Origin of the sequence: Streptococcus caledonicus (assembly GCF_042656225.1) — a bacterium.
Classification (GTDB): domain Bacteria; phylum Bacillota; class Bacilli; order Lactobacillales; family Streptococcaceae; genus Streptococcus; species Streptococcus caledonicus.
Genome location: NZ_JBHSOJ010000033.1, coordinates 77,987 through 91,000 on the forward strand (window position 1 = coordinate 77,987; position 13,014 = coordinate 91,000).

At 37.3% G+C, this 13,014-nt stretch carries 11 protein-coding genes and 1 pseudogene; 8 read left to right on the plus strand and 4 right to left on the minus strand.

Translation table 11 applies throughout. From position 1 onward, the window contains the following. The first annotated feature begins 381 nt into the window (after positions 1–381). From ACFPQ3_RS11625 to ACFPQ3_RS11635, 3 genes are read left to right on the plus strand one after another with little or no spacing between them, the layout of a single operon-like run. Positions 382–1,755, plus strand: a complete 1,374-nt coding sequence (locus ACFPQ3_RS11625) for a M20/M25/M40 family metallo-hydrolase (protein WP_156805946.1) — start codon at positions 382–384, stop codon at positions 1,753–1,755. After that, complete coding sequence (locus ACFPQ3_RS11630) at positions 1,748–2,815, plus strand: methionine ABC transporter ATP-binding protein (protein WP_156805947.1); 1,068 nt, start codon at positions 1,748–1,750, stop codon at positions 2,813–2,815. The genes ACFPQ3_RS11625 and ACFPQ3_RS11630 overlap by 8 nt, the downstream gene beginning before the upstream one ends. After that, positions 2,815–3,507 (plus strand): methionine ABC transporter permease, encoded by a 693-nt coding sequence (locus ACFPQ3_RS11635; protein WP_156805948.1) that lies wholly within the window; start codon positions 2,815–2,817, stop codon positions 3,505–3,507. Before ACFPQ3_RS11630 ends, ACFPQ3_RS11635 begins: the two co-directional genes overlap by 1 nt. A 43-nt stretch (positions 3,508–3,550) precedes the next feature. Here the strand turns inward: ACFPQ3_RS11635 and ACFPQ3_RS11640 are convergent, their stop codons facing one another. The 4 genes and pseudogenes from ACFPQ3_RS11640 to ACFPQ3_RS11655 all read right to left on the minus strand — a co-directional run. Continuing rightward, positions 3,551–4,027: a glutathione peroxidase gene (locus ACFPQ3_RS11640; RefSeq protein ID WP_156805949.1), complete on the minus strand. Its 477-nt coding sequence runs from the start codon at positions 4,025–4,027 to the stop codon at positions 3,551–3,553. A 438-nt stretch (positions 4,028–4,465) separates the two neighbouring features. Next, entirely contained in the window at positions 4,466–5,515 is a 1,050-nt protein-coding gene (locus ACFPQ3_RS11645) for an aldose epimerase family protein (protein ID WP_198039896.1), read from the minus strand. A 12-nt stretch (positions 5,516–5,527) separates the two neighbouring features. Further along, the gene (locus ACFPQ3_RS11650; RefSeq protein ID WP_232323201.1) at positions 5,528–6,139 is read right to left on the minus strand and encodes a hypothetical protein; all 612 of its coding nucleotides are present in this window, start codon (positions 6,137–6,139) and stop codon (positions 5,528–5,530) included. A 120-nt stretch (positions 6,140–6,259) separates the two neighbouring features. Further along, a pseudogene (locus ACFPQ3_RS11655) lies at positions 6,260–6,442 on the minus strand (ArsR/SmtB family transcription factor); the annotation flags it as partial. A 198-nt stretch (positions 6,443–6,640) separates the two neighbouring features. On the opposite strand from ACFPQ3_RS11655, the gene ACFPQ3_RS11660 reads away from it, so the two are divergent. The 5 genes from ACFPQ3_RS11660 to ACFPQ3_RS11680 all read left to right on the plus strand — a co-directional run bounded on the left by ACFPQ3_RS11660 (position 6,641) and on the right by ACFPQ3_RS11680 (position 12,925). Continuing rightward, positions 6,641–7,897, plus strand: coding sequence for an ABC transporter substrate-binding protein (locus ACFPQ3_RS11660; protein WP_156805952.1), 1,257 nt, complete (start codon positions 6,641–6,643; stop codon positions 7,895–7,897). 93 nt (positions 7,898–7,990) lie between these two features. Continuing rightward, positions 7,991–8,878, plus strand: coding sequence for a carbohydrate ABC transporter permease (locus tag ACFPQ3_RS11665; RefSeq protein WP_156805953.1), 888 nt, complete (start codon positions 7,991–7,993; stop codon positions 8,876–8,878). Between the two features lie 10 nt (positions 8,879–8,888). Further along, a complete protein-coding gene (locus ACFPQ3_RS11670) occupies positions 8,889–9,722 on the plus strand; it encodes a carbohydrate ABC transporter permease (protein WP_156805954.1) in 834 nt (277 codons plus the stop codon). A gap of 11 nt (positions 9,723–9,733) precedes the next feature. After that, on the plus strand, positions 9,734–11,533 hold the full coding sequence (locus ACFPQ3_RS11675; RefSeq protein WP_156805955.1) for a glycoside hydrolase family 2 protein: 1,800 nt from the start codon (positions 9,734–9,736) through the stop codon (positions 11,531–11,533). Positions 11,534–11,542: 9 nt separating this feature from the next. Then, positions 11,543–12,925 (plus strand): family 43 glycosylhydrolase, encoded by a 1,383-nt coding sequence (locus ACFPQ3_RS11680; protein WP_156805956.1) that lies wholly within the window; start codon positions 11,543–11,545, stop codon positions 12,923–12,925. Positions 12,926–13,014: the final 89 nt, after the last annotated feature.

The window sequence follows — 13,014 nt, forward strand, 5'->3', positions numbered from 1 at the left end:
CGTTTTAGCCTCACTTCGTTCGGTTGTCTATCAATGATATTAGAGGTTCTAAAATGCTAATTTTGATTTTGGGTGAATATCAGATTTAAAATAATTAATCATTTAATAATAAAAATAACGAAGCTACCAATGTATGGATACTTAGTAGTTGATTATGATTAAATTATCTGCAATTCCTAGTGCTTCCACTATAATGGAGTGAAAATATCCAGTGGACAGTTTCAGCCTGAGCTTAGAAAGTAGAAAGCGCGGGATACTTTGGCTTTCCAAATAGCAGTGAAACTTCTCATGAGGTCGCACTACATTAGGATAAGTGCTGATAAAAAAAGATTATACTATAGACATCAACATCCAGCCACACAACAGGAAAGGAACGAAAAGATGATAGTTAGTAATGACCAATTGCAGTTGGAAAAATTTTACAATGATGCGACGGCACAGTACTATTTTGATAAATTAAAAGAATTAGTTGCCATTAAAAGTGTTTTTGCGCAAAATGTTGGTTTAGATGATGCTGCTCAATATTTAGTTACACTATTTGAAGAAGCAGGTGCAGATGTGGTTTTAGATGATAGTTTTGAGGCTCCTTTCGTGATGGCGACATTTGCTAGCCAAAAAGCGGATGCAAAGACACTTGTTTTCTATAATCACTATGATGTTCAGCCAGCAGATAGTGACCAAATTTGGACTGCTGCGCCTTTTACTTTGGATGTTCGTGATGGTTATATGTATGGGCGTGGAGTTGATGATGACAAGGGACATATTCTTGCACGTTTGACAGGCGTTCAAAAATATCGTAAAGTAGTGACTGAATTGCCAGTAAATATTATTTTCATCATTGAAGGTGCCGAAGAATCCGCATCGGTTGATTTGGAGAAGTATTTAGAAAAATACCAACCTGAATTATCAAAGGCAGAGCTTTTGGTTTGGGAGCAAGGGATTTTTAATGCTCAAGGTCAGATGGAACTTTCTGGTGGGACAAAGGGGATTGTCACCTTTGATGCAGTTGTTGAAAGTGCAGAGGTTGATATCCATTCAAAATTTGGCGGTGTGATTGATAGTAGTAGTTGGTATTTAATCAATGCCCTATCAAGTCTTCGTGCGGCTGATGGACGTATTTTGGTGGACGGCATCTATGATGGTGTGACGCCTCCAACTGCTCGTGAGCTTGATTTAGTACATCAATTTGCCTACATTGAGTCAGAGGATTTACGTGACCTTTATGACTTAAAACTACCGTTTTTGACGGATGATAAAGCAGAGCTTCTGAAGCGTTTATTCTTTGAACCATCATTGACCATACAAGGACTAAGCACTGGTTATCAAGGGCAGGGCGTTAAAACGATTATTCCTTGTCAAGCCTCTGCTAAATTGGAAGTGCGTCTGGTGCCTGGTATGGAACCGCATGATGTATTGGTAAAAATTGAAAAGCAACTGCGAAAAAATGGTTTTGAACAGGTCAAATTGAGCTATACTTTGGGTGAAGAAGGCTACCGTAGTGACATGACTGCGCCAGCCATTTTAAATACCATCGACATTGCTAAAAAATTCTCTCCAAAGGGTGTCGCTGTTCTGCCAACAACAGCTGGAACAGGTCCGATGCACCAAGTTTTTGCAGCGCTTGAAGTACCGATTGTATCTTTTGGTCTAGGAAATCCAAATAGCCGAGACCACGGTGGAGATGAAAATGCAAAATTGGCAGATTATTACACCCATATTGAAATGATTGAGGAGTTAATAAAATCTTATGAGTAAACCCATTATTCAACTAGAACATATTGATATCACGTTTCACCAGAAAAAACGTATGATTGAAGCGGTTAAGGATGTTTCTGTAACTATTGACAAGGGGCAGATTTATGGTATCGTTGGCTATTCAGGAGCGGGGAAATCAACATTAGTCCGTGTGATTAACCTTCTTCAGGTGCCGACAGCTGGTAAAATTACAGTGGCTGGTGATGTGACTTTTGCAGATGGCAAAGTGCAGTTAAGTCCTGCTCAGTTGCGCCAGAAACGTCAAAAAATTGGAATGATTTTCCAGCATTTTAACCTTATGGCACAAAAAACAGCTCGTCAAAACGTTGCTTTTGCGCTTCGTCACTCTCATTTGACAAAAGCAGAGCGTGCGGCGAAAGTTGAGGAACTGTTAAGTTTAGTTGGCTTGGCGGACCGAGCTGATAACTACCCTGCTCAGCTTTCAGGAGGGCAAAAACAGCGTGTGGCGATTGCGCGTGCCCTTGCTAATGATCCGGAAATTCTAATTTCTGACGAATCAACTTCAGCGTTGGATCCAAAGACAACTAAGCAAATTTTAGCCTTGTTGCAGGAACTTAATCGTAAATTGGGGCTCACCATTGTTATGATTACCCACGAAATGCAAATTGTTAAAGACATTTGTCACCGTGTTGCTGTCATGCAGGATGGTCACTTGATTGAGGAAGGTTCTGTTCTTGACATTTTCTCAAATCCTAAAGAAGCCTTAACTCAAGAATTTATCACAACGGCTACAGGTATTGATGAAGCCATGGTTAAGATTGAAAAGCAAGATATTGTCCAAGATATGGCGCCAAATAGCTTGCTTGCTCAACTTAATTATGCTGGACATGCAACAGATGAGCCTATCTTGAATGAGATTTACAAACGCTTTGAAGTAACAGCTAATATCCTTTATGGAAATATTGAAATTTTAGATGACACACCAGTTGGTGAGCTGATTGTTGTCTTGTCTGGAGAACCAGATTCATTAGCTGCGGCTGAAAATGCTATTGTAGAAGCTGGTGTTGGCTTGACTGTATTGAAAAGAGGTGCGAAATAATGATAAAGTGGATTGAAACGAATCTTCCTCATGTCTATAAAATTGGTTTGGCAGGTGAAAATGGCTGGTTAGCAGCTATTTACACCACGTTTTATATGACTTTTTGGGCATTTATTATTGGTGGGGGTCTTGGACTTTTAACGGGTCTCTTTCTCGTGTTGACAGCGCCGGGTGGTGTTCTTGAAAATAAAGTTGTTTTTCATGTGCTTGATAAGGTCACTTCCGTCTTTCGTGCGGTGCCATTTGTCATCTTATTGGCAGTTATTGTGCCAGTAACCTTGCTGTTGGTTGGTACAAGCCTTGGTCCAACGGCGGCTATTGTCCCGCTATCAGTGGCAACTTTTGCCTTCTTTACACGCCAAGTTCAAGTTGTTTTGGCCGAAGTTGATCGTGGGGTGATTGAGGCTGCGCAAGCATCAGGCGCGACAACCTTTGATATTATCCGTGTTTATCTAGGAGAAGGTTTGCCTGATTTGGTTCGTGTGTCAACGGTGACTTTGATTTCCTTGGTTGGTGAAACAGCAATGGCTGGCGCTATCGGTGGTGGCGGTCTAGGAAATGTTGCCATTGCATATGGTCACGGACGTTCTCACCATGATGTGATATGGGTAGCGACTTTACTCATTCTTTTGATTATTGTTACCATTCAGTTAACAGGAGATTTGCTGACACGCAAAATTAGTCATCGTTAATCATAAAAACGCTAGGAAGCTGTATTCTCCTAGCGTTTTTCAGTTATAGTAGTTTTTCAATTTCAGCAATCAATTTTTCAGGTGTAGTGGTTGGGGCAAAGCGTTTAACCACATTACCTTCGCGGTCAATGAGAAATTTGGTGAAGTTCCATTCAATAACTTTTCCAAAAGCACCTTTTTGTTCTTCTTTCATCCATTGGTAAAGAGGATGAGCAGCTTTGCCATTGACCTCAATCTTAGCAAAACGTGGAAAGGTTGTATTGTAATTTAAGCTACAGAAAGTGTTAATTTCCTCTGCTGTCCCTGGGCTCTGCTGTTTGAACTGGTTACACGGAAAATCGAGTACTTCAAAACCTTTGTCCTGAAACTGATCATAGAGCGCCTGTAACCCTTCGTATTGAGGCGTTAAACCGCAACCGGTGGCTGTATTAACAACGAGAAGGACCTTGTCGGTGAAGTGACGGAGCGAAAAGTCAGTCTCATCTTGGGATTTAACTGTGAAATCGTACAGTGTTGTCATAAATGTTCCTCCTTTGGATTCAATGATATCTTAACATTTTAGAATTGAGAGGTCTAATGAGAAGGTCGTGGGATTTTATTATGATATATCATATATTTATTAGAAAATCGAAATCTTTAGTTAGTTGAGTAAGATGTTGAACGTTCTACGATGTTAGAAAATGTGCTCATCAAAAATTACTTTGATATAAGGGAAACAAAGAAAATAGTTCACGAATGAGTCTGATAGATAGGAGTTGGAAAAATATTAGAGTTCAGTAAAAGGCATCAATGACGCTCTTAAAAACGTCGATTCGATGCCTTTTTAGAGTGCTATTTCTGAGAAGAACCTGAGTTTTGAAATTTCCTTTACAATGTATCTTCCTAGTTCTCAAATGCAAATCATCATCTGATCAACGGTATCCCTGAAGAATGAGGTGACGTTATCCAATTTTGTGGCTTATTTTTTAATATCAAATTGATAAATAGTTGTTGTTTGATAAGGGGTGTTGGCCAATAGAACGGGAGCTTCAAATTGAGGTGTATTGATAGCGTTTGGGAAAAATTGTGTTTCTAGACAGAATCCAGAACGTTTGGTATAAATTGTTCCAGCTTTGCCATTTTCCTTTTCAATAAAGTTACCAGAATAGAATTGAACGCCGGGGAGGTCTGTGTAAACTTCCATTTTGATACCTGATTCGTTACCGATAGCTGTTGCAAATGGTTTATTGAGACTTGGTTCTGTAATGATGAGATTATGATCGTAACCACCGGCATATTGAATTTGATCAAAAGCGGCATCAATATCTTGTCCTATCCTTTTTTGAGTTGTAAAATCAAACGGTGTGTTCTCGACTGAAATCATTTCGCCAGTTGGAATTGATTTTGAATCAGAAATAGGAGTGTAGGCGTGGCAGTTTAACTGTAGAAGATGTTCTTCTATAGTTCCACTATTGTGACCGTTGAGGTTAAAATAGCTATGATTTGTAGGGTTAAAAATCGTGTCAGCATCAGATAAGCCATTATAGGTGATAATAAGTTCGTTTTGGTCGGTCAATTGGTAGATAACAACCAAGGTCAAATTGCCAGGATAGCCTTGGTCTGAATCTGGGCTTTTTATTTCTAAAGTCACACTATTTTGTTCTTGGTTGACCTCGATAATGTCCCACAGGCGTAAATGGTAGCCGTTTGGCCCGCTGTGAAGGTTGTTTTCGCCTTCATTTTTAGGGAGGTTATAGACTTTATCGTTTAATGTGAAGCTCGCCTGATTAATTCGGTTGGCGCTACGACCAACTGTAGCGCCGAAGTAAGTAGCATTATTAGAAAAATAACGATCGACTGGTTCATAACCTAAAACAATATCTCGTTTTTGATTAAATTGATCGGCAACTTCGAAAGATAGAATAGTTGCACCAAGATTAGTCACTTGGAGCTTACTTCCTAAAGCGTTAGTCATAGAAAAAATGGTGACTGGTTGTTCGTTTGCTAATAAAGTTTCTTGTGAAATCATGATAAATTCTTTCTAGGGGATATAAAAATCAAAATTAATATCTTGAGAATGATTTCCCCAATTCTTCCCAAAGATAGTTAGGCCTCCATATTGGTTTTCGATTTCGTCAACTTCAATTCTAAAGGTTAAAAAATCTTTCTCAATAATTTTGGTATCGTGTAGATTGTGATCAGAAATTTTAATACCATCAATAGAGGTATCGTTTTGATTGATTCTGATATGCTTTAGAAGACCGTATTGGCTAAATTCATCTGGCCACCAATTTGGTGTTAGTTTGCCGCGAACATCAGAAAAATTTCCAGGGACGGTGATGTTTCCAAGGGTGATGCCGTTTAAAATAAACTTCAAAGATGTTGGCCATGTGTTGTTTGAAATAGGGAATTCAGAAGAGACTTCCAAGCTGATATCTAACATCGTAATATCTCTGCCATTTTTTAATGGCTTAGGAATCTTGTATTCTAAAAAACCTTGACTTAGCCAAATAATATCAGCATTTACCCTGTTATGGTTGAGAAAAGATTTAGGGTCGTCAATTTTTCCGATAATCTGCTCTTGAGTTGCTAAACCGCAAGATGGTGAAGAATAGAAATTTACAAAATGACCTATTTTAACCTTTTCACGCATTTTTGATAAATCAGGGAAAATTTTATTGGGAAGATGAACGGTTAAGGTATCTGTTTTTAAGCTGACAAATTTTTCTTTCCATCTATTGTCTTTTCCTTGTTCAATGCTGATTAGTTGAGCGGTTTCTAAAATCTTAAGATGTTTACTGATGCTAGAAGGGCTTAATTGTAATTTTTCACGGAGTTCTGTGATAGGCCTATTTTGGATTTCTAAAAGTTCTAGAAGTTTTACTCTGTCGATGTTAGAAAGTGCATGAAAAATTGCTAAAGAATGCTCATCTGAACTATTAAGCTCTATATCTATAGTGCTCGCCTCCTTATATTCTTTTCTTAATTTTAATACTAAAAACTAAAATTGTCAATTTACAAAAAAAGAAAGTCAAAAAATATTGACAACGCTTTCTTTTGCTATTAAAATAAACTTGTAAATAAAACAATTGTTTCTTTACTAAAAAATAAAACATCGTTTTCTTGTTAAGGAAAATGATAAAGTGAGGCTATTATGAAAAAATCATGGAAATTGTTGGCGGTAACGTTATGTGGAGCTGCGTTATTAGTGGCATGTGGACAAAAAGCATCTGATACTAAATCTAAAGAAGGTGACAAGAGTGGCACAATTACGGTGTGGTCGGCATTTTCTGGACCGGATCTTGAAAATTATCAAAAAACAATAGATGCTTATAATGCTACTAATCCAGCTTACAAAGTTAAGATGGTTCCGATGAAAGCAGATACACTTAAACAAAAATTGACAACAGCTGGTAAATCAGGAACGGGACTTCCTGATATTGCAGAATTAGCTTCAGAACAATTGCCATACTATAAAGATTTAGGATTGCTAGATAGTTGGGATTCGCTGATAAAAGGCTCCGATGTTAGCGCTGAACATTATGTTCCTGCGACATGGGAAATTGGGACGCTTGATGGTAAACAATATGGGGTTCCAGATAAAATGGACACATGGGTGATGTACTATAATCAAGACTTAGTAGATAAGTATGCGCCAGGTTCTCTTGATGATGGCATTGTTACTTATGCAGAAGTTGAGAAAGCGGGAGAAGCAGCTAAAGCTGATGGTATTTATGCAACAAGTAATGACTGGTCGTCTCAGAATTTCATGAATATTTATCTTCAAATGGGTGGAGAATGGCGTGATTCTTCCGGAAAATTTAATATTGATAATGATATTGCTAAGAAGGCTTGGGGAGAGTGGGAAAAACTTTATTCCAAAGGTTATGTTGTTCCAAATGGTGAGGATGCCGTCAAAGCCTTCATGAATGGTAAAGTGATTTTTAATCCTGAGGGAACATGGATGTTGAGTCAATACCAAGGGATTAAAGACTTTAAATGGGGGGAGATGTTAACTCTTCAATGGGATGAGAAAAATCTTATTCAAGCATCTGGAGCAGGACAATTTGCTATTTTTAAAACCAAAGAGGGCAGATCTAAAAATCTTGAAAAGGGTATGGTTGATTTCTTAGCTTGGTTACAAACTAATCAAGGAGACATTGTGAAATCAGGTGCCAATCCAACAGCATTGGCAATGCTTGAAGATGAAAATTATACCAAATTACCACAATCATTCTTAGTGACAGATGAAAAAGCTCAAAATGCTATTACCATTAACACTGATCCAGGAATGTCACCATTTATGACTGCCTTTGATCCTAAGGGAATGGATATGATTTCTGGTAAGGCGGAACTTGATGCAACATTTAATCAAATTCAACAAACAGTTGCAGCTCAAATCAATGAATAAGATTGCTTAAATATCTTATTTATAATCTGTAAGCAAGTGGCTGAAGTCTTTAAGTGCCACTTGTTTTTATTGTTATAAGAAATGGAGAAACTAATGCGCAAACATTCTTCTAAAAAGCAATTTACGTGGAAAACGTTAGTATTTATTGCTCCTTTTTTAATTATTTTCAGTCTGTTTTTCTTAGCACCAGCCATTTTAGGCTTGTATGTGTCTTTTACAGAGTGGGATATTTACTCAACTCCTCAATGGGTGGGGCTAGAAAATTTTAAAACGTTGTTGTTTGATACAGAATCTATTTGGCATATTCAATTTACAGAAGGTTTTGTACATACTTTCTTATTTGCGGTGATTACTGTACCTTTGTGTATTGTAGTTCCTTTGTTGTTAGCAACATTATTAATGAACAAGCCAAAATTAATGGGATTTTTTCAAGCTGTTCTTTATATGCCAAGTCTTTTTGCTATATCGGCGGTTATGATTATTTGGGCTTTTCTGTTGAGTATTTCCTACGGTCCGCAAAGTCTGCTGGGATTGGAAATCTTCTTTACAGGAGAACAACCTTGGGCTTGGATTGTTTTGGCTCTGGTTACTGTTTGGTGGACGATGGGAGGAAATTTAATTATTTATGTGGCAGCGCTTAATGCTGTTAGTTCCGAAATGATAGAAGCAGCTCAAATTGATGGTGCAAGTCGATTGAGAACATTTTTTAGTATTCAATTACCTAGTATTAGAGATCAATTGTTATTCACGACGGTTATGACTACAATTGCTCAATTAAATGTATATGGTCAGCCTTTGATGCTTACTAATGGTGGTCCGAATGGTTCCACTAGTGTGTTATTGATGTATATTCAGCAAGCTGCTTTTGGGGCAGGTATTCCACAAGCAGGAATGGCTTCTGCAATGGCGATTTTATTAGGTCTGGGAATTATGCTGGTTTCAGTATTTCAGTTTATTGCAGTTAGAAAAATGAATCAATAGGAGTGATGAGATGAAGCAATCAAAAACAGCCCAAAGAATATCATTTATTATTTTAGCAGTTGTGTGTCTTGTTTGGATTTTACCACTAATCTGGGCAGTGTTCACCTCATTTAAATCACAAAATGAAATTGCATCTTCTGGATTTCATCTATTACCAAAAGAGTGGACTTTGTCTAACTATACTACCTTGTTAAATAACAGTGAGGCATCTCCAGTATTTCAATGGTTTACGAATTCGTTGATTATCTCTACAACTTTCATGGTTTTAACTGTATTTGTCACGGCTTTTGCGGCTTATGGGTTTACGAGATTAGAATGGCCAGGAAGAGATTTTATTTTCTCAATTCTACTAGGAAGTATGATGTTTCCGACGGTGATTAATCTAATTCCAAATTTCAAAATTATTAGTAGTTTAGGGTGGTCGAATACTTTCTTAGCAGTTATTATTCCTGGGGTTGCAGGGGTTTATAATCTATTTTTAGTAAGACAGTTTATGAAGGCAATTCCTTTGGGATTGGATGAATCAGCTATGATTGATGGTGCAAATGAGTTTCAAATTTTTTGGTATATTATTTTGCCATTAATTAAGCCAGTGTTGCTTGTAGTAGCGTTATTTAGTTTTACAAATTCGTGGAATGATTTTTTATGGCCATCTATTGTGATGAGTGATGTTTCGCAGATGCCGATAACTCCGGGATTGCAATTATTGCAGGGGCAATATCAAACATTCCCTGGCCTTGCAACTGCGGGGGCAATTCTAGCATTATTGCCTACGTTTTTACTTTATTTGGTTGCTCAAAAATATTTTATGCAATCAATGTCGTTACAAAGTGGGATGAAATAAGGGGGAAATAAATGAAACGTACAGAATATCCACGTCCTCAATTTGTCAGAGAAAAATGGTTAAACTTAAATGGGGAATGGCAATTTGAGTTTGATGACAAAAATGAAGGGCTAGTTAATAATTGGAATGGTTTAAAGGAGATTGAGTTTACTAAGCACATACAGGTTCCTTTTGTTTATCAGTCTGAAGCAAGTGGAATTAACGATCGTAGTGTACACGATGTTGTCTGGTATAAAAAACAGTTTTTCTATCACAAAAATGAAAGAGCAATAGTCTATCTTCATTTTGGTGCGGTAGACTATGAGGCGATGGTATACGTCAATGGTCAATTGGCGGGAACTCATGTTGGCGGAAACACTCCGTTTAAGTTTGATGTTTCTAACTTGCTAGAGGATTCAGGAAATCAAGAAGTTATAGTTAGAGTAACAGACAGACATGATGATGAAGAGATGCCTAGAGGAAAGCAGTTTTGGGAAAAAACATCAAGAGGTATTTGGTATACTAATTCAACGGGTATTTGGCAAACGGTTTGGCTAGAAGAGGTTAATCAAAGCCATATAGATGATTTACGCTATCATATTCGTTATGATGAAGGAATGGTAAATCTTGCAGTCAGGACATTAGGAAGTGTAAAGGGTGAGTCGAAGTTAGTTTATCGTATATCATATCAAGATGAGATAGTTTCACAGGGGGAGCAATTAATAACGTCGGAAGTAACAACAATTGCCGTTGATGTGATACAAGGCCATATTTTTTCAACTAATTTTCATGACGATGGCAGAAGTTGGACACCAGAAAATCCTAATTTATTTGATGTTGAATTAAAGTTAATGCTTGACGATACAGTTATAGATAGGGTAACCTCTTATTTTGGGTTTAGGAAAATTCATACGAAAAACGGTATGGTCTTTTTAAACAACAAACCATTTTATCAAAAATTAGTGTTAGACCAAGGTTATTGGCCAAAAGGTTTGTTAACAGCTCCAAGTGATGACGATTTTATTAAAGATATTGACTTAGCTAAAGCGATGGGCTTTAATGGCTGCCGTAAACATCAAAAAATGGAAGATCCTAGGTTTCTGTATTGGGCAGATGTCAAAGGATTTGTTGTTTGGGGAGAATGTGCGGCGCCTCCTATTTACAGTGAGCGCTCTGTGGCTCGTTTGATGCTAGAATGGACTGAAATCATAAATCGTGACATTAACCATCCATCTATCATCACTTGGGTTCCAATTAATGAAAGCTGGGGAGTTCCTAATATTTCTCATGACAGGATGCAACAACATTTTTCTCAAGCTATGTATCATTATATCCATTCTCTAGATAATTCTCGCTTAGTCATTTCTAATGATGGTTGGGCAGCTACGGAAACAGATATTGTAGCTATCCATAATTATATGCACGGTCAAAATAGTGAAAAAGATAAGTATAACTATTATAGAGAAAGCCTATTTTGCAAGGAGTCTTTAATTAATAATCCTTCGACGGCTTGGCCTATTTTTGCAGATGGTTTTGGTTACCAAGGACAACCTATTTTATTGACTGAATTTGGCGGGATAGCTTATGAAGTTTCTAACCAAGAAGGTTGGGGTTATACAAAAGTTGGCTCAGAGGAAGAATTTTTAGAGGATTATAAACGTATTATGTCAGCTATATATGCTTCAAAAGGACTCTGGGGATATTGTTATACACAACTAACAGATGTTGAACAAGAAATCAATGGTTTATTGACTTATAATCGAGACCCTAAGTGTGATTTAGAAAAAATAAAAAAAATCAATGATGGGTATCATATTCCAAATGTAGAATAGGTAATGCTCATGAAAAAGAGTTTTCTCATTATAGGAGTGTTCATATTGATTTTAGTTGGCTGTACACATTTTAAGGATAAGGAAAAAATATCTGATCAGTTTACGCCTATAATTGATAATAATGGGGCAGACCCTTGGCTGCTCAAAAACGATAATTACTATTATTATACGAAAACCACAGGTAATGATGTCACTTTGTGGAGATCTGAAGAACTCAGTACAGTAGTAGCTGGAGAAAGGAAGGTGATATGGAAATTACCTAGTGAGTTTGAGAGTGCATGGGCTCCAGAGCTGCATTATCTAGATGATCAATGGATTGTTTATGTAGCGCTAAATAAAGGTGGCGAAACTCATCGGATGTATGCTTTGACCAACTCCTCAAAGGATCCTTATCAAGGGGAGTGGAAACTTCAGGCTATAGCAGGTATGACTGAGCACTTTGCTATTGATGGGACTATTTTAGAAACTAATCAAGGAAGGTATTTTATCTGGTCTGGTTGGGAAGGTTATGAGAACGTTGCTCAAAATTTATACATCGCTCCAATGGAGGGGATTGCTCAGATATCTGGCGAGCGACAGTTGCTGTCTCGACCTGAATTTGAATGGGAAAAAAAGCAGACTCCTTTAATCAATGAGGGACCTGAAATTTTTATTGCTGGAGACACGATTAATCTTGTCTATTCTGCTAGCGGAAGTTGGGATGATGATTACAGTTTAGGGTTGCTAACTCTTAATGTCAAGGATAATCCATTAGATGTGAAAAGATGGTCTAAAGAATCAAAGTCTATTATGGCGAAAACAGATTTTGTTTTTGGACCGGGTCATAATGGATTTGTGAGAGATAAAGAGGGTAAGCCTTGGATTGTATATCATTCGGCAAGATGGTCTCATTCTGGCTGGGAGCGTTCCATTAGAATACAACCACTTTCTCTAAAAGGAGAAAAAATAGATACCATGCTTCCTTTGGCTTCAGAACAGTATCAAAGGTTGCCTAGTGGGGATTTAAATAGGCAAATCTATTCGGCGATAGAGGCAAAACAATCAGGTGATTTTAAAATGATTGAAGATTCTAAAGGAGAATCTTTGAAAAGTATTGTAGGTTTTGCTAATCGTGAAGATGAGTTAACATTTAATGTGAATGTAAAGAAATCTGGTGATTATATTTTTGCTGTATATGCTAAAACAGTAGATAATTACACCCCTGACAATTTAGTGCCAGTTTTAATGACAGTAGATGGGGAACCATATAGTACATTATTGCCGCCATCTGATGATTATTCTCCTTTATATCAAAAAGTATCACTAAAAAAAGGTGAACATATCGTAACGATTTCATCAGAAGTTGGAGTGGATGAAATAGCGATTAATCGATTAGAAGTGATCGGAGATTGAGGTTGTTAAGTGACATCGCTTGATTTTAGACGATTAGTAAAAATTGTATAGCTAAAACTTTTTGAGATAATATGATGTGTCAATCGTGA

What these genes read in the sequence shown, in the direction of transcription:
- ACFPQ3_RS11625 (WP_156805946.1), top strand. Translation starts at nt 382, where the DNA reads ATGATAGTTAGTAATGACCAATTGCAGTTGGAAAAATTTTACAATGAT.
- ACFPQ3_RS11630 (WP_156805947.1), top strand. Translation starts at nt 1,748, where the DNA reads ATGAGTAAACCCATTATTCAACTAGAACATATTGATATCACGTTTCAC.
- ACFPQ3_RS11635 (WP_156805948.1), top strand. Translation starts at nt 2,815, where the DNA reads ATGATAAAGTGGATTGAAACGAATCTTCCTCATGTCTATAAAATTGGT.
- ACFPQ3_RS11640 (WP_156805949.1), bottom strand. Translation starts at nt 4,027, where the DNA reads ATGACAACACTGTACGATTTCACAGTTAAATCCCAAGATGAGACTGAC.
- ACFPQ3_RS11645 (WP_198039896.1), bottom strand. Translation starts at nt 5,515, where the DNA reads ATGATTTCACAAGAAACTTTATTAGCAAACGAACAACCAGTCACCATT.
- ACFPQ3_RS11650 (WP_232323201.1), bottom strand. Translation starts at nt 6,139, where the DNA reads ATGCGTGAAAAGGTTAAAATAGGTCATTTTGTAAATTTCTATTCTTCA.
- ACFPQ3_RS11660 (WP_156805952.1), top strand. Translation starts at nt 6,641, where the DNA reads ATGAAAAAATCATGGAAATTGTTGGCGGTAACGTTATGTGGAGCTGCG.
- ACFPQ3_RS11665 (WP_156805953.1), top strand. Translation starts at nt 7,991, where the DNA reads ATGCGCAAACATTCTTCTAAAAAGCAATTTACGTGGAAAACGTTAGTA.
- ACFPQ3_RS11670 (WP_156805954.1), top strand. Translation starts at nt 8,889, where the DNA reads ATGAAGCAATCAAAAACAGCCCAAAGAATATCATTTATTATTTTAGCA.
- ACFPQ3_RS11675 (WP_156805955.1), top strand. Translation starts at nt 9,734, where the DNA reads ATGAAACGTACAGAATATCCACGTCCTCAATTTGTCAGAGAAAAATGG.
- ACFPQ3_RS11680 (WP_156805956.1), top strand. Translation starts at nt 11,543, where the DNA reads ATGAAAAAGAGTTTTCTCATTATAGGAGTGTTCATATTGATTTTAGTT.